We start from the raw sequence: 20,874 nt of genomic DNA on the forward strand, positions 1-20,874 counted from the left end.
TGGAAATAGCGGAGTGCAGTGAGGTCGACAGGCGAGAGAAGTGCCCCTGCCGCCCGTGAGGGTTCGCGGCTGGGTTGGACTGTATCGAGCGGGTGGGAGATCTTTCGGTTGCGACCTCAAGATGACAGAGGGCGGGATTGGCTGTCGGGAAAGCGAGTACTTGATCGTGACGTAGGGACAGCGCTCGCGCCAACGTTGTCGCATTAACCGGGGACAGGCGGCGACCCGTCCTGTGCACAGAGATCCATGAGCAGCGCCATGCCACAGGCACGCTGAAAGGCGACCCGTGAGACTGCCGCCGGTCGGTGCTGCTCCAGATAGGCCAGCACCGCCGCGACCGTGACCGCGATCACCAGCGTCAACCAGACCGCTTCCGGACTCGTCCCCAGCGGTCGGATGACCCCCAACTCCTGCTTGAGCCACCGAAAGGTCAACTCAATCTGCCAGCGCTCCCGATACAGCTGTACAACCTCCGCAGCGCTGAGATCGTGCCGATCCGTAATGAAGCGCTGCTCAACCCCTGCCGGATTCCGACTGGTAATCAGCCGGATATTAGGCAGCACCGCACCATTCCGATTGTTCGGACTACCCAGCGTGATGATGGCATCGCTCACGATCGTGTCACCAGCCGGTGTGTTCGTGTCCGGCACGGACTGCTGCGTCGTGATAGCGATCCGTGCCTGGGGGTGCAGGCGCGTGATGAAGGCGACCTCAGCCTGCTGGAGGCGCGCAAGATAGCGATGGCCGTAGTAGCCCAGATCGCAGACGATGGTCCAGCCACACCAGGGTTCGAGGTCAACCGTCGCCAGGAAGGTCGGTCATTGGTCGGGAGATCGGTGACGGTGAGCTGGATGGGGATCGTGTCGGACAACGGCAGAAAGGTCTGGACCCGCACGCCCGCATGCGTTCCCGCACGACTCCAGGGACTGCGCGCGGCGCTGAGGGTCACGATGGTGTGATCGAGCGCGACGACATGCTTGGTGGGCAGGGCGCGTCGTGTGCGCCGGGCGCGCCGACCAGGTGTCTGCTGCGCCAGGGTGGTCACGGCGCTGAGGAGGGCTTCAGCACATGCTGGTGGTCGACTGGTGGAGGAGCGTGCCAACTGACTGAAGCTGACCCAGTGCGACATGCCCCAGTCCCGCCACATGGCAGGCTCATGCTGAGAGGATGGCGTGGGTCTGGCGCAGACTGCCTGCGCCGTGCAGGACATGCAGCAGCAAGGTCCAGAGATGGGCGGTGGCGGGAAAGACCTTCCGATAGCGGTCGGCACCAGGCGTCTGGCCGGCGGCCTCGACGAGTGGGGCGAGGAACCGACGGAACTGGCGCTGGTGGATGACTGGTTGGCTTGATAGCATGATGGTGGCTCCGCTTGATAGACCGATCGGCTCGACACCATCAGTCTATCCGGAGCCATCTCTTTTTTAATGCGACAACGTTGGCGCTCGCGCTGTCATCGTCGTGAGACGACAATTCCTCGTAAACCGAGGCGTGCTGTACGCGAGGTTCGATTTTGGCGCGTCGCCCTCAAAATGTAAGGGGCGTATTGCATACGCCGGCCGGAATCACGCTCATCCAGCATGGGCACCCATGCACCGTGGCTGCCGGTCAAAGCGGGTCAGACAAAACGGGCGTGATACGCCCCTACACACGGGTGCAGACCGTCCCACGCACCGGTGACGACAGTGTCGCCTCACGGCGATGACAGCGCGAGCGCTGTCCCTGCGTACGATCAAGTATGCCGCCCGACAGCCAACCCAACCCTCTGTCATCTTGAGGTCGCAACCGAAGATCTCCACCCGCTCGATACAGTCCAACGCAGCCGCGGGCACTCACCGCACCTGCCAAATCAACGGTGAGTCTGCTTATGGCACGACGATTTGCCAGGGGTAATCGACCACGATCTCGCCGCTGCCTTCGTAGATCTCAACGATGCCGGTGACGCAGATCGTCTTGTCGGCATAGGTTTGCTCCGGCGGCTCATCGAAGCGGAAGCGGGCGTCGATCCAGAGCAGGACGGTGAAGCGCTCGGGGTCGGGGTAGCTGCGGCCGATGTTGAGAAACGTTGGCTTGCCGCGGCTGTCGCTGGCCCAGGCGGTGCTCATGACCGGTCCGATGATGGTGATTTCCTGCCCGATGTAGTTCAGTGCCTGATCCCATGTGACCGCGCAGGGCACGCATCCGGCGTCGGGGGCGTTGGTTCGAGAGGAACTTCGGTCGGTGGCGGCAGGACGAACAATACGGTCGGAGTGGGTGACGGCGGCGACGTGGGTTGCAGCGCCGGTTGCGTCGGTGCGATGGCTAGCGGCGTCGACCGGACCTGAGTCGGAGAGGCGGTGGCAATCGGAGAAGGCGTCGCCGTGGCGGCGGGAGCAGTCGTCGTGGTCGGCAGCGGCGTGGCCGTCGGGTCCGCTTCTCCGCAGCCAGGCGGGAGCGCAAGGATCACGAGCCATGCGCATGGCAGCAGACGCGTGCGCTTCACAACGCCGATTCCGTTCGTTGAATCTCACTCAAAGATTGTGAGAGCATAGCACGCTCGATCGCGGAATTGGTCTTGTCGCGTGGAACCCGAAGTGGCTCTTGTCAGCGAGCTTGTTTCGGCGACGATAGCCGGAATGGGGGAACAGAAAGGGAAGCAATGAACGATCGACCATTTGGTGAGGCATTGCCCAAAGAGGTGCTGGAACGTGCGGCGAGCCTGCCAGTCAAGCCTGACGCGGTGATCCTCGAAGGGAAGCGTATCCGTTTGCGCCCGATCGACTTCGAGCGCGACATCGAGCCGCTGCACGCAAGGTCGAACGGCCAACCCGCTCAGCTCGGAGATCGCAGTATCGACGCCTACGACGCCGATGCCGATGTCTGGCGCTACATGCCGGCTGGGCCGTTTGCGACATCCGCAGATCTCGCTGCGTACTTGCGCGGGCTCGACAACACGCCGAATCTGCGCTTGCTCTGCGTTGAGAAGATTGCGACCGGCGAGCAAATCGGGGCGGCGGCGCTGATGAGCAACGAGCCTGCGCATCTGAAGATCGAGCTGGGCAATATCTGGTACAGCCCGCTCGTACAGGGCACCGGCGCGAACCGCGAGGCGACCTACCTGATGCTGGCGCACGCGTTCGGGCTGGGTTATCGCCGTGTCGAATGGAAATGCGACTCGCTCAACGCGCGTTCGCGGCACGCCGCCGAGCGAATGGGGTTTACGTTCGAAGGCATTCAGGACGCCCACTTCATCGTCAAGGGCCGCAACCGCGACACCGCCTGGTTCCGCATTCTCGACCACGAATGGCCGGACGCGAAGGCGCGGCTGGAGGAGATGATGGGGCAACCAATGTAGGGGCGTATCGCATACGCCCGTTCAAATGCCTATCCGCCAGAATGGCATCCGCCACGCCGAACCATCACCGCCACCGTGTCGCGTATCCAGCCGGGCGTATGCGATACGCCCCTACAGGATCTAACCGTACAGGGCTTCGCGGATGGTGCTGACGTTTTGCCGGAGGGTGGTGTTGGTTTCGATCTCGCGTTCGATCTTGGCGATGCCGTGCATGACAGTTGAGTGGTCGCGGCCACCGAGCAGCGAGCCGATCTCCACCAGCGACGAGCCGGTCTCTTCACGCAGGACGTACATCGCGACTTGCCGCGGAAGGACGACGTCCTTGCTGCGGCCACGTCCGCGCAGGTCGGTGAGGGTCGCTTTGTAGAACCGCGTAACTTCTTCCAGCACGCGCTCGGGCGTGATCTGGGCGCGGCGCGCCTCCATCGCCGAATCGTTGAGCGCCTGAATGGCGATCTCCATGCGAATCGGCGCGTTGAAGAGTTGGGCCAGTGCGATGATCTTGTTGAGCGCGCCCTCCAGTTCACGGATGTTCGACTGGACCTTGCGGGCGACGTACTCAAGCACATCGCTGGGGACATGGACGCCGAGCGACTGACCCTTGCGCGACAGGATCGCCGTGCGCGTCTCAATGTCCGGTGGCTGCACGTCGACGATCAGGCCACCCTCGAAGCGCGAGCGCAGGCGTTCGGCGAGCGTCGGGATCGCTTTCGGCGGTCGGTCGGACGAGACGATGATCTGGCGACCCGACTGAAACAGATCGTTGAAGGTGTGGAAGAACTCTTCCTGCGTCGCTTCCTTACCGGCAATGAACTGGATATCGTCGATCATCAGGATGTCGGCGGAGCGGTAGCGATCGCGGAACTCATCGGTGCGCTGGCTCATGATCGACTTAATCATGTCGTTGGTGAACTTCTCGGAGGAGACGTAGAGCACGCTCGTTTCCGGGCGCTGGTCCATGGCGCGGTGCCCGACCGCGTGCATCAGATGTGTCTTGCCCAACCCGACTCCGCCATAGATGAAGAGCGGGTTGAACGCCTGCGCCGGTTTGTCGCCGACCGCCATCGCCGCCGCGTGCGCCAGCCGGTTCGACTGCCCGACGACGAACGTGTCGAAGGTGTAGCCGGGGTTCAGGCCCGGACGCGCATCGGCGGCGAGCGTCATCTGGTGCGTCTCCGGTTGCGGCGCGGGGCTCTTCTGGCGCGCGCCGGGCGGCGTCGGCCGGGGCTTCGGGCGCGGGGCGCGGCTACCGGCCGCCGGTGCCTGGCTTACGACGTAGTCAACGGAGACGCGGCGATTCGCGATGGCCGAGAGCGTCGCGACGATCTCGTCGTCAAACTTGATGCGCAACTGCTCAACGGCGAACGCATTCGGCGCAGCAACGGTCGCGACGCCGTTCTCGATGCCGAGCAGCGTCGTCGAGCGCAGCCAGGTTTCGTAATTTGCCCGGGTGATTCGCCCCTGCATGTCGGACAACGCCGATTGCCACAGTTGCTGAAATCGAGGATCAGGCGTGGCGTGGTCTTCCATCAGCACCCTCTCGCGATACGTCGTACGCCGTCTCGCTCTGGTTGTACCCTGTGGACAGATTCATCCACAAGGTGTACGTACACAAAGTCTAGCAGAGCGATGGTGCTGATTGCATCCAGACAGCCACAGACCGGGCCTGGGGACGGCCCGGTCTGCGCGGGAAGGGAGGGTGGAGCGTAGGGAGCTCCACGTGCGACGCTGTCACTGACGGCATGCATCATGACCTCGTCATTTCTATATACGTCGCAATGTGCAACATGGTTCCACTTAATAGCCACGAATTGCATCGACCCGGCTCGAGATGGAAAGAGATCGCTGTGCAACCGATTGACCCGTGGATGAAGAGCCGCGTCGATGCGGCGCGACGCGATCTTTCCGAGCGTGCGCAGATACAGGCTGACGAGATTGAGGTTGTGCGTGCCGAACGCGTGACCTGGCCAGACGGCAGCGTCGGCTGCCCGCGACCCGGGATGCGTTACACACAGGCACTGGTGCCGGGGTGCTTCGTGCAATTGCGCGCGCAGGGGCGATTGTGGAACTACCACGGCGGTCGCGGGATGCCACATCTGTGCAATTCGCCCTCCGAACGGCTTCCTGAAGACGTGCCCGGAGCCGATCGCGATCTTTGAGGCCTGAATCACAGAGCGTGCCCAGCTGCATCAGCCAGGCACGCTCCGTGATGGTTCGGTTGTGATTATGCCGCCGGTGAAATCAGCATCACCGACGGATCATGCCGTCGCTACTCGGTATCGACGGAGACCAGCGTAAACGCGTGGATCCCCGATCCGTCGCTGTGCGAGACAGCGCCGAGGTACTTCTCGTCGGCATTCAGTCCGGACCAGCCGACGACCACGGTGCCGACCTGGCCAACCGTGACGGTGGTCGGTGCCGAGACGACTGCAAGGCTGCCATCATCGGCCGTCGGGTCGGTCGGGATCATCCACGAGAAGAGCGTGTAGTCTGCGCTCGGACCGTCGGTCTCCCAGCCGTGGACGACCACGTAGTAGGTACCGGCGTCCGGGTTGCGCAGCGTCACCACTTCGTTCGTCGCCTCGTTGCCGCTGTAGTCCACGAGAGACGAAAGTGACAGGCTCGGATCCGAGAAGATATACAGGTCGAGATCAGTGTTGCCGGTCACAAAGTCCTGGTACAGCGCGAAGCGCGCTGCGAGGGTTCCGGCGGGCACGGTGAACTCGTGGACGTTGATGCCCACCTTATCCGGACCCAGGTCGATTGTGATGTCATCATCGGGGTCATCGACAACGGTGTCGTTGGTTCGCGTTGCGGCGAACAGTCCGTGGGCACCCGGCTCGTAGTCCCCGGCGAAGCCGAAGATCATATCGAATGATGTATTCCCACTGACACCAGTGCCGGAGACCTCAGCCGGGGCTGCGACCAGCACCGGGCGGACGACCAGCGGGCTGCGGACATGATGTCGTCCGTCGCTCCAGGTCAGCGAACCGTCGGTCCACTCGCCCGCCTCGGCGGTCGTCGTGGAGAACGTGACGGTATAGGTCGCCGACTGGTTGCGTCCGACATACAAGGTTGTCGGGCTCACCTGCACGTTGACGCCATCCGGTGCGTCAACTGAGACGGTGTAGGTTGCAGCTGCTCCGACGTTGGTGACGGTTCGCGTGACCGTCTGTATGCCGGCCAGCTGGCCGATCGAGATCGACGGATAGTTCAGATCACTCGGGTCAATCGCCTCATCCGGCGAGCAGTTGAGTTGGCCGGTGCCGCAGATGAACGCGAAGTAGTCGTCGAACGTCGCGTTGTAGACCAGGCCCGGATCGGTCGCGCTGTTTGGCACAACCGCGCCCGCTCCATAATCGAACGGACCACCATCGATCGGATCGCCGTTCTTCATCGTCTGCGACGCCGTCGTCATGATGGCCGACTGAATCATCGCCGGAGTCCAGTTGGGGTGCGCGTCAGTAAGCAGTGCCGCGATACCGGCGATGTGCGGACTGGCCATCGACGTACCACTCAGGAAGTCGAAGTTGCGCCCGTGGTCGCCGGTCGGCGAGATCGCTGCCAACACATCTTCGCCTGGTGCCAGGATGTCCGGCTTGAGGATGTCTCCGCCAGCGAGGGACGGGCCGCGAGACGAGAACGTCGCGACCTGCGGAGCGTTCGAAATCAGGCCGGACGGGTCCGGTGTGATCGTGGCGGTCGGCGATCCGCCTGCGTTGATGTAGGCGAGGATGGCCGTTCGGGCGACCTCATCGACATGGATGCTGGGCACCCAGTGCATGTCGGCGTTCACCGAATTGGGCGACGTGTTGGCCAGGATCATGCCGACGCCGCCAGCCTGCTTGACTTCGAGACTCTTGTCGGTTCTCGGATTCACGCCGCGATCACAGAGCACAATCTTGCCGGCCACCAGGGTCGGGTTGAGTGTGCCGAGGATGCAGAGAGCGGCGTCGTCCACTGTTGCGTCCGCTGCGGCAACGTCGCCGGCGTAGACGAGCGGCGCGGGGCCGACAGCGGCCGTGCGCGACTTGCCGGTATAGACGGCGCTGTTGCCGAGTGTGACATGGCCGGGATATTCGTCATCCTTCGTGCCGGCGGCGACGGTCATCAGCCACGGGCTCGGATGGTCCAGCGTCGACGCATCCGGACCCTCGTTACCTGCCGAGGCAGCAACGAAGATACCGGCGTCGTTGGCGAACAGGAAGGCTACCTCGACGGCGTCCAGGTAGGAATCTGCGGTGCCGCTAATCGAGAAGTTGATGACGTCGACGCCGTCAGCGACGGCCTGGTCGATTGCAGCGACGCTATCCGAACCGTAGCAGCCGCCGTCATCACCACCCCAGCACACCTTGTAGACAGCGATACGTGCGCGTGGTGCCATGCCGCTGATGGTGCCGAGATTCTGACCGTCGACGAGCGCGGTCACGCCATAGTTTCCACCAGCGGTGCTGGCAGTGTGCGTGCCGTGGCCGTTGGCATCACGCGCTGAGATGTACTCCGACTTGAATTCCGCGTTGACGGCAGCGTCACCACCGAAGCCGTCGCTGTACCACTGCGCGCCGATGATCTTGCCGTTGCACATGTCCGGCGTGAACTGCTCACCCGGGCGGCACTTGCCGTACCAGTCGCGCAACATCTTGTAGTCGGACGGTCCACGACCGCGCCGGTCATTGCGCGTCTTGTCAGCGAAGCTCTCGCTCTCCGGCCAAATGCCCGAGTCAATGACGCCTATGATGACGTCTTCACCAGCGTTCTGCACGCCACCGAGCTGATTCCACAGCCCGTTGGCTGCATCCAGCCCAAGCATGGTTGGCGTCCGGTTCGTGTCGAGATGGTAGAGGCGATCCTCCTCAACCGATGCGATGCCGGACGATTTCTTCAGCTCGTTTGCCTGCGCCGCAGTCAGCTCAGCAGCAAATCCGTTCACCGAGTAGACGTACGAATACATCTTCTTGCTGCTGCTTGCGCCGACCGAGGAGAGGGCTGCGTTCTGTCGCTGCGCCAGGAAGCCTGCGTAACCCCGAACGCGCGAACTGTTTGGATCGATCCGCGAACCAGCGGCAGGTCGTGTTGCAGCGTATCCAGAGATGCCGCCGTCGTATGCAACAACCGGCGGTTCGATGAGACGAACGATGTAGGTCCCGTTGCGGGTAAACGGGCCGCTACCAGCAGCCGTTTCCTGTGCGCCGACGCTGACGGGAGCAGCAGCGACGACCAGTAAAGAAAGCGTCGTGAGAATCGCAATCAACCTTCTCACAATGGTACCCCCATTATGTTGAGCATCTGTGTGTTGCCGGTAGTCAGCCGGTCACTCGCGGCCACCCTGGCCGCGCCACCCCCATTTTCCGGGACACTCCTTTCCGGTCGTGATTCCGGAGTCTCGGAATCGGCCAGCCGAGATGGTCCGCACCTGCTGCATTCTAATGAGCGTCGGTCACAGAACGTATCGGCGCTTCGCGAGGAGCTCCGGATACAATCCGGGATAGCAGGGCGGTGTTCAATCTCGCTTTGGTCGAACTTGATCGCATGGTACGCATCTCGTGCCTGTTCGTCAATCGACACCAGAACGCATGATGAACAATCGGTCATGTTGCACATTACAGGATGGGGAGGAAATATGGTCGATACACTCATTGTTGGTGGGCATCTGCTGACGATGCAGGGGGACGGTGCCGGGTTCATCGAGAATGGCGCGATCGCGATCGAAGGGCGGCGGATCGTCGCCGTTGGCCCGCGCGACGAGGTTGAGCGCCACGGGGCGGCCGCCAGGACGATCGACGCAACCGGCAAGCTGCTGATGCCGGGCCTGATCGACGCGCACACGCATTCTCCGGCGGTGCTGGGGCGCGGCTGGGCGCAGGAAGTGCAGCCCTGGATGGCGTCGTCGTACGGCCCGCTGATGCGCCACGCCGATAGCAAAGACAACCCGCTCGGCACGATGCTGGCACTGATGGAGGGCGTCGCGAACGGCACGACGACCTTCGGCGACTACGCCGCGCCGATGACTGATTTGCTCAACAGTCACGATCGCCTCGGCAACCGCGCCGTTGTTTGCGAGAGCATCACTGAGCTGAACTGGGACAAGCGCGAAGAGTGGATTGCCCAGGGCTGGACGCCCGGCGAGCCGACGCCGCTCGACCCTGAGACTGGCGAGCGCACTCTCGCGACGGCGCTGGAGCTCTACGAGCGCTGGCACGGCCATGATGAGGGACGCATCCGCGTCATCCTCGGCCCGCACGCCGCCGACTTCCTGTCGAAAGAGATGCTGCTGCGCATTCAGGAGGAGGCGCGCAAGCGCAACACGCTGATGCACCTGCACGTCGCCCAGGATCCGCGTGAGAACAACGCGACGCTGCAGCGCTACGGCTTGCGGGCGATCCCGTTCCTCGATTCGATCGGGCTGCTAGCGCCGGACCTGATCGCCGTCCACCTCTGCTTCGCCGAGTCGGACGAGGTCGAGCTGGTCGCCAGGCGCAACGCACCGATGACCTGCTGCTCGAATTCGATCGGCATCATCGACGGCGTCGTCCCGCCCGCCTGGCAGATGACGCAACTCGGCGGCACGGTCGCGCTCGGCTCCGACCAGGCACCGGGCAACAACTCGCACAACGTCTTCTCCGAGATGCGCGCGACGGCGATGTACGCCAAGATCGCGGCGAGCAGTCCGCTACCGATGCCGGCCTGGCAGGTGTTGCGCATGGCCACGATCGACGGCGCGAAGGTGCTCGGCATTGATGACGTGGTCGGCAGCCTGGAGGTCGGCAAGGAGGCCGACATCATCATGCTCGACCTGACCCGCCCGCCGCTGGCTCCAGTGCTGCTGCGTCCTGCGCGCAACATCGTGCCGAACCTCGTCTATGCCGAGACTGGCTCGAACGTGGTGATGACGATGGTGGCCGGCAAGGTGATCTATCAGGACGGCGAGTACACCAACGTCGATCGCCACGAGGTCATTGCCCAGATCGCCGAAGCCTCGGAGCGCCTGCAAACCGCCGTCGCCGCCGACCCGCTGACCCACGATCTCGCCATCACCCGGCTGACGAACGAAGGCAAGATCTAGCACAGTTTCGTCTGCCTCTCCCCATGTCCGGGGGGAGGCAGACCCTGTAGTAGACTCAACGGTTGACATACGACGATGAGATGAGGCTGGCAGAGAATGACAACCGTAGATAGCGGGGCCGACAGGAAGGTGCGCGTCCGCTTCGCGCCAAGCCCGACCGGCGACCTGCATGTAGGTGGCCTGCGTTCGGCGCTCTTCACCTGGCTGTTCGCGCGCAAGAGCTCCGGCGACTTCATTCTGCGCATCGAGGACACTGACCGACGCCGGTATAAAAAAGAGAGCGTCGAGAGCATCACCGGTTCACTGCGCTGGGCCGGGCTGGACTGGGACGAGGGGCCGGAAGTAGGCGGCCCGCACGGGCCCTACTTCCAGAGCGAGCGACTGCCGCTCTACCAGCGGTACGCGCAGGTGCTGCTCGACAGCGGCGACGCCTACGAGTGCTATTGCACTCCGGAGCGGCTAGAGACGTTGCGCGCCGAGCAGGTCGCACGCAAGCAGCCGCCGGGCTACGACCGTCACTGCCGCAACCTGACCGACGAGGAGCGCGCGGCCAGGCGCGCCGAGGGCATCACGCCGGTGATCCGCTACAAGGTACCGCTCGATGGCGTCACCGTCGTGCGCGATGAGTTGCGCGGCGAGATCACCTACGAGAACCGTCTGGTCGAGGACGCTGTGCTGCTGAAGTCTGACGGCTTCCCGACCTACCATCTGGCTGTCGTCGTCGATGACCACCTGATGGAGATCAGCCACGTCATGCGTGGCGAGGAGTGGATCCCGTCGTTCCCGCTGCACGTGCTGGTCTACGGCTCGTTCGGCTGGGAGCAGCCGCTCTTCTATCACCTGCCGGTCATCCTCAGCCCGGAGGGCGGCAAGCTCTCCAAGCGGCACGGCGCGGCCGGCGCGCTGCAGTACAAGGAGCAGGGCTATCTGCCGGAGGCGCTGCGCAACTATCTGGTGCTGCAGGGCTGGTCGTACGACGATCGCGAGGAGTTCTTCCCGACGCTTGAGGATCTGATCGAGAAGTTCTCGATGGAACGGGTCAGCTCCAGCCCGTCGAAGTACAACTTTGACAAGGTGCTGTGGTTCAACCAGCAGTACATCAACCACATCGTCGAGCTGGACGACCTGACCCAGCGCTGCCTGCCCTGGCTACAGGATGCGGGACTGATCGGCGATGCCGCTGCCGGATCAGCTGAGTACGAGCGCGTGCGTGGCGCGGTGGCGCTGATCAAGGACAAGATGCGGCTGCTCAGCGAGGCTCCCGAGCTGCTCAGCTTCTTCTTCCGCGACGCCGACGAGTACGCGCCGGACATGCTGATCCCGAAGAAGACGGAGCCGACCGCGATCGGGCCGGCGCTGGCACGCGTGCGTGAGATCATCGCCGAGACCGGCGTCGACGACGAGGAGGCGCTGGAGGCGAGGCTGCGCGAGCTCGGGGCCGAGATCGGGCTGAAAGCCGGCCAGCTGTTCATGCCGATCCGCGTCGCCGTCAGCGGCCGGACCGTCTCGCCGGGCCTCTTCGGCACACTGCGGGTGCTCGGCAAGGATCAGACACTGGCGCGCCTCGATCACGCCATCGACATTCTCGGCGCAATCAACCCGGCGGGGTAGCGGCGAGTGGCTTTATGATGGCGGTTTTGCGCGACAGCCATTCTGTTGTCCTGTCATCTCGAACCGCAGTGAGAGATCTCCCACCCGTCCGATACAGTCCGACGCAGGGGAGATTTCTCGCGTGCGCGCTCGAAATGACAGGACGCGGGGGCGACTGCCGCGCCAGGTTGCTCGGCATGTTGGCGCCGACGGATCACCAAGGTGAACCCGCTCGTTGCAGCACCAATCACCTACCGCACGCAAACGGCGGGACCGCAAAGGTCCCGCCGTTCGTCTTCTATCGAGTGCCTACGCGAAGCGGTTGGGCGTGAACGGAGCCAGCAGCGGGTCGGTATCGCCTTCGACGATCTGGCGGGTAACGAGCTTGGCCAGCAGCTGGCTGAGGGTGACGCCGGAGTGCGTGACGACCTCGGCGTAGCCCGGCAGGCTGTCGACCAGGCCGGCAGACGTTCGGCCATCGTCCGGGATCGGGCGCGTGCCGACCGACCAACGGGAGATCCGCGCATCGGCCAGAACCGGTAGGTACTGTTGTGCTCGGCGCAGCAGCTCACTCGCCCACTCGGCAGGAGATTCGCCGGCCATGATGGCGTCGTCGGCATCGCCGTGATGCAGCATCAGCAGATCGCCATCCGGGCGCATGTGCACCGTCGGCGCATGCACGATCCGATTGACCGCTCCTGCTGCGTGGCTGACGCGCACGATCAGGCCTTTGGTCGGAGCCAGTGGCAGGTTACGTCCGGCTAGCTTTGCGATGATGTCCGCAGCCGCACCGCCGCAGTTCACCAGCAGGTCGGTCGGCAATTGCTGGCCGTTGGCGAAGCGGACGCCAGTGATGCGGTCACCATCGCGATCGACGGCGGTGACCTCGCAGCCGAAGAGCACTGTCGCGCCGTGCTTGCGCGCCAGCTCGGTCATCGCGCGGGCAAGCTGCGGGCCATCCACCCACGATTCGGTGGGGAAGAAGGCCGCCTGCTCGACGTCGGCGTCCACCTGGAGGTGTGGCTCCAGCTCCCGGACCTGCTCGCGACTCAGCCACTCCGCCGGGTAGTCCCACGAGCGCAGGCGCGCGACACGACTTTCGAGCACGTCCATATCGTTGGTGGAGGCGTCCATGCCCGACCAGAGGAGATTGCCCCCTTCGGTGAACCAGGGCGCTTCGCCAAGCTCTTCGCGCGTATCGAGGTGGGCCTGCATGCCGGCGAGGTTCAGCGCGAAATAGTCTTCCGGCGTCTTCGAGTTCGAGTTTGTCCAGGCGAAGCTCGACCCGCTGGTCCCCCAGCCAGACTCGCCCCGATCGACCAGCGTGACATCCTGACCGGCCTGCGCCAGCCGGAATGCGAGCGACGAGCCGACAACACCGGCTCCGACAACGACGATCTTCTGCATCCGTCCGAATCCTCACCTACCTGCGGGCATCTCACTCGCTGGGCAGGATACCGCAGGCGCGCGTCAACTGGCCTCGCGTAAGTGCTGCCGCGCGATTGAAATGATCGTCGGCCAGTGGCGCTGAATCGTCCGGCGGTCGAGGTCGATCACTTTGGCGATGTGCGCGTCGCCGAGACCGTTATCGACGGTGAGGCGAAGAATCTGCTGGTCAACCGAGTTCAGGTGACCGCAGATCTCCGCCATGACCTGGGCGATGATGACGCTGTCTTCGATGTCGATCACGTCCGGCTCGTCGGGCGCGCATGCGTTGTCGGCCGCTTCGATCGTGGCGTGCCGCAGCATCGTGCGCACGCGTGAGGCGAGGCGCAGCGGGAATACGCGCAGGAAGTAGTAGCCGAATCCGGCGGGTCCGTCGGCGCTATCCAGCGGCACCCAGTCGTGCAGCACCTCAACGAACACGAGGTACGACTCCTGAATAACGTCGTCGTGCGTCCAGGGGGCCAGGTTTCGGGAGTGATAGCGATTGCAGTAGCGCGCGATCTTGTAGGCGAGCTGCACCAGCAGATCGTCGCGCACATCGGGCTGGTGCAGGGCACGCAGCGCGTCGCGGGAGAGGCGCAAGTCAAGATCGGGTGTGATCTCGACATCGCCAAGCGAACGCTGCGCGAGCAACGCCAACCAGTCAGGGGATTGCGAAGTTGATGTGTTCATGTGCCACTCCATAGGCCAAACGGCCGGAGGGCGGTGAGACTGAGCCTTCCGCCACTCCGGGCCGTCCGGATGTCGTGGCGCTTATGCGCTCAGTCAAGAAGGGGACAGCACCTGGTGCTGTTGATTATTCTGCCTGCGTCTGCCTCAGCCCTTGGCGGGCTGCTTTGACAAGACAGTGCTGCGGCCAGTCTTCTCCAGGTCGAGCTCGTGGACGGTGCCGCAGCGCGGACACGTCGCGTGGACACGACCCAACGCACCGTAGAAGTGGTAGAAGCGGTCGCGTATCTTAATCTGGACCTGGCCTTCCGAGTCGTACATCGCCAGCAGCACCGACGGCTCGCAGAACTGGCACTCCCAGCGATAGCTGATTGCTTTCCCACGGTGGGGCGTTCGTTCGGTCATACTCCTCACCTCCTTTCATTCCCATTCATCCTCGCCTCGCGCCGCGTCGATGCCCGAGCGAAGCGGGCCGGGACGATCACGTTCGAGCCGGTGCGCTCGGCGATCCGGTCGATCGCGGCGTTCAGTTGCCGGAGCCGCTGGCGGTGGTCATCCCACAGATCGAGCTGGTGGGAGGCGGCAGTCAGGCTGGCGACACGCACACCGAGCAAACGCACCGGATCGCGCCGCACCGCCAGCGCCTGATCGAGCAACTCCCCGGCGATCGCGAAGATGTCCTGCTGGGCATCGGTCGGGCGCTCGAACGAACGCTGCCGCGACACGGTTGTGAAATCGGCGTAGCGCAGCTTGAGCGCAACCGTCGTGGCCGCCAGCCCGCGACGACGCACGGACGCGCCGGTGTGGTCGCACAGCTCGTACAGCGCACGATCCAGCTCCTCGCGGCGCACGACGTCGTGGTCGAACGTCCGCTCGCGGCCCAGCGACTTGCGTGCGTCCGGCTCGGAGCGCACCGGTCGGCTGTCCTCGCCACGCGCTCGTGCCCGCAGCCGCGCGCCGTCGCCCCCGGCAACGTCCAGCAGCAGCAGGTCGGGCGCGTTGGCCAGCTCGCCGAGCGTGGCGATCCCGCCCGCACGCAACCGCGCGCTCGCCTTTGGCCCGATGCCGGGCAAGCGTTCGATCGCCAGCGGACTGAACGTCGCCGCCTCCGCACCGGGCGGGACAATCCGCAGCCCGTCCGGCTTATCGAGGTCGGACGCGATCTTGGCCACCAGCTTGTTGGTCGCCACACCGAGCGAGACGGCCAGGCCAACCTCGTCGCGCACCCGTTGCTTCAGCGACCGCGCCAGTGTCTCGATGCTGCCGAACAGCCGCTCGGAGTTGCTGACGTCGAGGTAGGCTTCGTCGATGCTGACGACTTCGACCATCGGTGAGAAGTCGTCCAGCACGATCCGGAAGCGCTGCGACAGCTCGCGGTAGAAGGTGCCATCTGGCCGCACGATGACGGCCTGCGGGCACAATCTCATCGCCTGCGCCGTTGGCATCGCCGATCGCACGCCGTACTGGCGCGCCTCGTAGGTGGCCGAGGCAACGACGCCACGACCATCCGGCGATCCGCCGACGATGACAGGACGCCCGGATAGCTCTGGCCGCCGTAGCACCTCGGCTGCGGCGAAGAACGCGTCGAGATCGGCGTGGATGATCCAGCGGTCGGCATCGCGCACGTTCACTTCTACCTCCCGCTTTCCAGAGCTGAGATTAGAACAGATGTTCTAATCTGTTCGGATAGTAGAACGCAGATGTATGGTTGTCAACTATGTGACGCAGAGTCAAATCCTGTTGGATCGTCGCGAAGCATGGCGCACCTCCGGTCGTTGCCGTGCGCGGGTGTTGCGGCTATCCTGACTTGGATGAGAGCCGGAGCGGGCGAAGGAGAACAGTGTGACGAACACGAAGCGACTGGCGATCCTGTCCGATGCACATGGCAACCTGGCGGCACTGCAAGCCGTCCTCGCTGAGGTCGACCGTCGCGGCCCGTTCGACACGCTGGTCGGTGGTGGGGACTACGTGCTGGGCGGGGCATTTCCGAGCGAGACGCTGGCGCTGGTTATCGAGCGCGGCCTGGAGTGCGTGCGCGGCAATACTGACGAATGGCTCGTCGAGGCAGCGACTGGTGGCAAGCAGCCAGCGACTGGCTACACTCCCGAGCAGGCGCACACTGGTGTGCTGCGTGAGATGGACGAGTGGGCTGCAGCGCATCTCAACGCCGATCAGCTGGAGTTCCTGAAAGGTCTGCCGCTGCGCTGGGAGACGACCGGACCGAGCGGGCAGACGATTGTCTTCGTCCACGCGACGCCGTGGAGTACGCACCCAGGCGTGCTACCCGACGCACCCGAGGATGTCGCCGAGCGGATGCTCGACGAGGCTGGATCACCGATGCTGCTCTACGGCCACATCCACCATGCATACATCCGCACCATCGGGGACCGCACGCTTGCCTGTGTTGGGAGCATCGGTATGCCGTTCGATGGCGACTGGCGACCGTGCTTCGCGATCGCCGCGGACGATGGTACTGGCTGGCGGGTGGAACACGTCCGCGTCCCGTACGACCAGGCGGCGTACCTCACGGCGCTGGCCGAATCCGGCGTGCCGAATGCTGACGGCACGATTGCTTCGATCCGCGAGCGCGGCGGGGTCGCCCCGGCCGGTTGATGCCGCTGCCGTGATAAGATCGCGCCGATGACGTGGGCGGCTATTGATCGCACATACGCCTGTCACACACCGAGCGGCCATCCGGTCGCAGCAGGCGGTTTGTAACTACCATGGCCAGAGCGTCCTTCGCCCTCCTCCTGGCGCTGACGGCGTTGCTTCAGGCAACGTTCTTTCCGGCGCTCGGCATGCTCACGATCCTGCCCAACATCGCGCTGATCCTGCTCCTGATGTGGAGTGCCTCACGCGGCATCGCTGAGGGCGCAGTCTGGGCGCTTGGGCTGGGGCTGTGGCTCGATTTCCTGACGCTGGACCCGCTCGGGACGCACAGCCTGTCGTTACTGGTCGTCGCAGCGATCGGCGGATATGCAGGCCAGCGCCTGTTCCGCTCCGGCGTCGTGCTGCCGATCGTCGTCGTCGTGCTGACCACATTCGCCAGCGGACTGATTGCTGCTCTTGTGGCACGCTTCGGTGGGGATGCCGTGAGCTCGGTCGCCACGATGCGCCCGATTATCGCAACTGCCTTCCTCAACGCCGTGCTGGTATCGGTCGGCTGGTTCGTTCTACTCGTCATAGATCGCTGGATACCGCGCCATGTTTAAGAAGCGAAAGCGCATGGAGTTCGCCCGTCCGGGTGAGCGCCGTCGTCACGAAGAACACGATAGTGCCGATAACCAGATCTCGCGTCGCGTGCTGCTGGCCCGTGGTGCGATCGGAGTCGGCTTCGCCGCGCTGGGCGGCAAGCTCTGGCAGATGCAGATTGCCGAGGGCAACGAGTTCCGCCGCATCGCGCGCGAGAACGTCGTCGAGTTTCAACGCCTGAAGGCACCGCGAGGCCGCATTCTCGACCGGGCTGGGAAGCCGCTGGCCGAGAACCGCCGCTCCTGGAATGTCGAGGTCGTCCAGAGCCGCCTGCCGGAGGACAAAGCGCAACGGCAGCAGATCCTCGACTCCGTCGCGCAGCGGCTAGCGCTCGGGAAGGCGCTGGTCATCGACCGCGCGCTCGTGCCAGTCGGCTCGGAGGCTGCCGTCGTCAATGCCGTCTCCAAGCGGCTGGAGGTCGATAGCGCCGCGCTGATCGCCAAGCTGACCCGCACCGAAGATGCGATGCTGATGCTGCGCGAAAATCTCTCTGACCAGGACGCTGACGGCTACACACAGAGCATGATGGATATCCCGGGTGTCCGCGTTGTGCAGACCATTGATTTCCTGCTGGCCAACCACCCGCTGGAGGATCTGCCGCTCGCGATCAAGAAGGATGTCGAGCAGGAGGTCGCGCTGGAGCTGGCCTCGAACGCACTCTCGCTCCCCGGCATCGTCGTCGATGACACGACGCTGGTGCGCTCCTATCCGGGTGGACCGATCTTTTCGCACATCCTCGGGTATGTTGGGCCGATCACCGAGGAGGAGTACAACAGCGAGCTGACGACCAGCGGCAGCCGCATCTATGAGCCGGACGATCGCGTGGGACGCGGCGGCATCGAGCAGGCACTCGAGGAAACGTTGCGCGGTGAAAAGGGTGCGCGCTGGGTGCAGATCGACGCCAACGGCGTCATCCGCTACGAGCTGCTCGATCAGCGCAAGGAGCCGCGCGGCGGACTCAGCGCCCGACTCACCGTCATCCGCGACCTGCAAGTCGCCACCGAAGCCGCGTTGCGCGATGGCATCGCGCAGGCGAACGTCGATGCCAGGGAGAACAAGCTCGATGAGGTCGGAGCCGGTATCGCAATCGCGATGAACCCGCAGACCGGTGAGATCCTGTCGATGGTCTCGCTGCCAACGTTCGACAACCAGAAGTTCGTCGACGGCATCTCGGACAAGGACTATCAGGCGTACCTGGATGATCCGTTCGAGCCGCTGCTCGACCGCACGATCTCCGGTCAGTTCCCGCCCGGCTCGACATTCAAGCCGATGATGGCTGCTGCCGGACTGCACGATGGCGCGAAGCGCCCGGACGGTCTACGGCCCGAGACGAAGTTCCGCTGCCTCGGACGCATCCGCGTGCCGTGGACGTGGGACGAGACGCAGGGCAACGACTATCCCTGCTGGGAGCTCGAGATTGGCCACGGTGAGGTCGATGTGCTCTCAGGCATCGCCCACTCCTGCGACGTCTACTTCTACAACGTCGGCGCGCCGGACTCGATCGCCGACAACGGCGTGCGAGTGCATTACTACATCCCGAACGACCCGGAACAGCACTTCTTCATGGGGATGGGCGTCGACAAGATGTACTCCTACATGACGAAGGCGTTCGGCTACGGCAGAGCGAGCGGCATCGAGCTGGCCGGTGAGGCGGACGGCATTGTGCCGAACCCCAAGTGGCTCTTCCAGACGCTCGATCAGAACTGGTCGATCGGTGACACGATCAACATGTCGATCGGTCAGGGCCACCTGCTCTGTACGCCACTCCAGCTGGTCAACAGCACGGCGGCGATCGCATCCGGCGGCAAGCTCTACCGGCCACGCCTGATCCGCGACCTCGTTCGTGAGGACGGCTCGGTCTACCGTTCATTCGAGCCGGACCTGATCAACGACATGAGCGTTGACAAGGGCGACGAGGAGACGTGGATCGCTGCCGAGCACCTCGCGACGGTGCGAGAGGGCATGCGGATGACAGTCACTGAGGGCACCGGCCTGGGGAAGATCGATGTCCCGGGAGTGAACATCGCGGCCAAGAGCGGTACCGCCGAGTACGGCATCGCCGTCGATGGCAAGTACACGCAGGGCCATGCCTGGTTCACCGCGTTCGGCCCGTACGAGAACCCCGAGATCTGCATCGCCGTCATGGTCGCCGGTGGTGGCGCAGGTTCGGTCTATGCCGGCCCGGTGGCGAACGCGATGTTGAACGCCTACTTCGGAAACCAGGCGATTCGCGATGCGGCGCAGAGCTGAACCGCCGCAGTGCGTAGAGAGAGTGAGTGAGTGGCAACGACGAGCGACGAGACGGCGCTGCATGACGCACTGCGACCCGGACCGATCCACCACATCGGCATCGTCGTGCCCGACATCGCCGCCGCTGTCGCCCAGTATCTCGCGCTCGGCTTCACCGGCGGCGCGGTCTCGCGAGTTGCCGAGCAGAACGCCGACATCGCGGCACTGCGAGCTGGAGAAAGCTGGATCGAGATCCTCGCGCCGATCGAGCACGACTCGCCGATCGGCCGGTTTCTGGACTCGCGCGGGTCAGGCGTGCATCACATCGCCTACCTCGTCGACGACCTGCCGACGGTACTGGCGCATCTCGCAGACTCCGGCGTCGAGCTCATCGACCGCCAGGCCCGCCGCGGCCTGCACGACTGGCTCATTGCCTTCGTCCACCCACGCGCCTGCGCCGGTGTCCTGACGGAGTTGGTGGATCGGGCTAGCGTGGAGTAGCGCCACTTCCAGCCACAGCCTGACCGATGGTACGCTCCTCGCGGCAGCGAATGGGCATGGAGCAGGGAGGCGTGCGGCGTGAGCACCAGAGAGAAGTCCGACCAGCGGTTCACCACCTCGGGGATTGAGATCAAGCCGGTCTACCGGCCAGACGATGTCGCCGACGAACCCGCGCCGGATCCAGGACAGTTTCCCTACACGCGCGGTCCCTACCCGACGATGTATCGCGGGCGGCTCTGGACGATGCGGCAGTACGCCGGGTTCGCCTCGGCGGAAGAGACTAACAAGCGCTTCAATCTGCTGCTGGAACGCGGCCAGACCGGCCTGTCGTGCGCCTTCGACTTGCCAACCCAGCTCGGGCTCGACGCCGACGATCAGCGTGCACAAGCCGAAGTCGGCCTCGTCGGCGTCTCGATCTCGACGCTCGACGACATGCGCCGTCTGTTCAACGACATCAAGCTCGACCAGGTGACGACGTCGATGACGATCAACGCACCAGCGTCGATCCTGCTGCTGATGTACCAGATCGTCGGCGAGGAACAGGGTGCGGACCTGACGAAGCTGGGCGGCACGATCCAGAACGACATTCTCAAGGAGTTCATGGTCCGCAACACCTACATCTATCCGCCGCAGCCCTCGATGCGGATCATCTCCGACATTTTTGCGTACACGTCGCAGCACATGCCGAAGTTCAACTCGATCTCGATTTCCGGCTATCACATGCAGGAAGCGGGCGCGACGCAGGACCTCGAACTCGCCTATACGCTCGCCGACGGCGTCGAATATCTGCGCG

18 protein-coding genes are annotated in these 20,874 nt (G+C 64.2%); 9 read left to right on the top strand and 9 right to left on the bottom strand.

The features are described from left to right. Positions 1-203: 203 nt before the first annotated feature. From M9890_04305 to M9890_04315, 3 genes are all read right to left on the bottom strand, one after another. Positions 204-758, bottom strand: coding sequence for a transposase (locus tag M9890_04305; GenBank protein MCO5176183.1), 555 nt, complete (start codon positions 756-758; stop codon positions 204-206). A gap of 396 nt (positions 759-1,154) precedes the next feature. After that, positions 1,155-1,355 carry a hypothetical protein gene (locus tag M9890_04310; GenBank protein ID MCO5176184.1) on the bottom strand — a complete coding sequence of 67 codons (201 nt, stop codon included), beginning with the start codon at positions 1,353-1,355 and terminating at the stop codon, positions 1,155-1,157. Positions 1,356-1,862: 507 nt separating this feature from the next. Continuing rightward, on the bottom strand, positions 1,863-2,450 hold the full coding sequence (locus M9890_04315; GenBank protein ID MCO5176185.1) for a hypothetical protein: 588 nt from the start codon (positions 2,448-2,450) through the stop codon (positions 1,863-1,865). A gap of 185 nt (positions 2,451-2,635) precedes the next feature. Here M9890_04315 and M9890_04320 point away from each other — a divergent pair, with 185 nt between their 5' ends. Further along, entirely contained in the window at positions 2,636-3,331 is a 696-nt protein-coding gene (locus M9890_04320; protein ID MCO5176186.1) for a GNAT family N-acetyltransferase, read from the top strand. Between the two features lie 120 nt (positions 3,332-3,451). Here M9890_04320 and dnaA read toward each other — a convergent pair whose 3' ends face one another. Then, the gene (gene dnaA / locus M9890_04325) at positions 3,452-4,861 is read right to left on the bottom strand and encodes a chromosomal replication initiator protein DnaA (GenBank protein ID MCO5176187.1); all 1,410 of its coding nucleotides are present in this window, start codon (positions 4,859-4,861) and stop codon (positions 3,452-3,454) included. A gap of 317 nt (positions 4,862-5,178) precedes the next feature. Between dnaA and M9890_04330 the strand changes: the two genes are divergently transcribed. After that, positions 5,179-5,490 carry a hypothetical protein gene (locus M9890_04330; protein ID MCO5176188.1) on the top strand — a complete coding sequence of 104 codons (312 nt, stop codon included), beginning with the start codon at positions 5,179-5,181 and terminating at the stop codon, positions 5,488-5,490. Between the two features lie 110 nt (positions 5,491-5,600). On the opposite strand, the gene M9890_04335 is transcribed toward M9890_04330, so the two are convergent. Further along, on the bottom strand, positions 5,601-8,591 hold the full coding sequence (locus M9890_04335) for a S8 family serine peptidase (GenBank protein ID MCO5176189.1): 2,991 nt from the start codon (positions 8,589-8,591) through the stop codon (positions 5,601-5,603). Positions 8,592-8,951: 360 nt separating this feature from the next. Between M9890_04335 and M9890_04340 the strand changes: the two genes are divergently transcribed. Next, on the top strand, positions 8,952-10,394 hold the full coding sequence (locus M9890_04340; protein MCO5176190.1) for an amidohydrolase family protein: 1,443 nt from the start codon (positions 8,952-8,954) through the stop codon (positions 10,392-10,394). Between the two features lie 96 nt (positions 10,395-10,490). Then, positions 10,491-12,005, top strand: a complete 1,515-nt coding sequence (gene gltX / locus M9890_04345; GenBank protein MCO5176191.1) for a glutamate--tRNA ligase — start codon at positions 10,491-10,493, stop codon at positions 12,003-12,005. 288 nt (positions 12,006-12,293) lie between these two features. Here the strand turns inward: gltX and M9890_04350 are convergent, their stop codons facing one another. The 4 genes from M9890_04350 to dinB all read right to left on the bottom strand — a co-directional run bounded on the left by M9890_04350 (position 12,294) and on the right by dinB (position 15,730). After that, positions 12,294-13,391: an FAD-binding oxidoreductase gene (locus M9890_04350; protein ID MCO5176192.1), complete on the bottom strand. Its 1,098-nt coding sequence runs from the start codon at positions 13,389-13,391 to the stop codon at positions 12,294-12,296. Positions 13,392-13,454: 63 nt separating this feature from the next. Then, a complete protein-coding gene (locus M9890_04355; GenBank protein MCO5176193.1) occupies positions 13,455-14,102 on the bottom strand; it encodes a hypothetical protein in 648 nt (215 codons plus the stop codon). A 144-nt stretch (positions 14,103-14,246) separates the two neighbouring features. Beyond that, positions 14,247-14,504: a hypothetical protein gene (locus tag M9890_04360; protein MCO5176194.1), complete on the bottom strand. Its 258-nt coding sequence runs from the start codon at positions 14,502-14,504 to the stop codon at positions 14,247-14,249. A gap of 5 nt (positions 14,505-14,509) precedes the next feature. Beyond that, complete coding sequence (gene dinB, locus M9890_04365; GenBank protein ID MCO5176195.1) at positions 14,510-15,730, bottom strand: DNA polymerase IV; 1,221 nt, start codon at positions 15,728-15,730, stop codon at positions 14,510-14,512. 211 nt (positions 15,731-15,941) lie between these two features. Between dinB and M9890_04370 the strand changes: the two genes are divergently transcribed. From M9890_04370 to M9890_04390, 5 genes are all read left to right on the top strand, one after another. Beyond that, positions 15,942-16,712, top strand: coding sequence for a metallophosphatase family protein (locus tag M9890_04370; GenBank protein MCO5176196.1), 771 nt, complete (start codon positions 15,942-15,944; stop codon positions 16,710-16,712). Positions 16,713-16,822: 110 nt separating this feature from the next. Continuing rightward, positions 16,823-17,311 (top strand): rod shape-determining protein MreD, encoded by a 489-nt coding sequence (mreD, locus tag M9890_04375; GenBank protein ID MCO5176197.1) that lies wholly within the window; start codon positions 16,823-16,825, stop codon positions 17,309-17,311. After that, the gene (locus M9890_04380) at positions 17,304-19,601 is read left to right on the top strand and encodes a penicillin-binding transpeptidase domain-containing protein (GenBank protein MCO5176198.1); all 2,298 of its coding nucleotides are present in this window, start codon (positions 17,304-17,306) and stop codon (positions 19,599-19,601) included. The genes mreD and M9890_04380 overlap by 8 nt, the downstream gene beginning before the upstream one ends. A gap of 30 nt (positions 19,602-19,631) precedes the next feature. Continuing rightward, complete coding sequence (locus M9890_04385; GenBank protein MCO5176199.1) at positions 19,632-20,081, top strand: VOC family protein; 450 nt, start codon at positions 19,632-19,634, stop codon at positions 20,079-20,081. Positions 20,082-20,159: 78 nt separating this feature from the next. After that, on the top strand, positions 20,160-20,874 hold a 715-nt coding region (locus M9890_04390; GenBank protein MCO5176200.1), incomplete at its 3' end, for an acyl-CoA mutase large subunit family protein.

The organism is Thermomicrobiales bacterium, from assembly GCA_023954495.1.
In the GTDB taxonomy this organism is placed as follows: Bacteria; Chloroflexota; Chloroflexia; order Thermomicrobiales; family CFX8; genus JAMLIA01.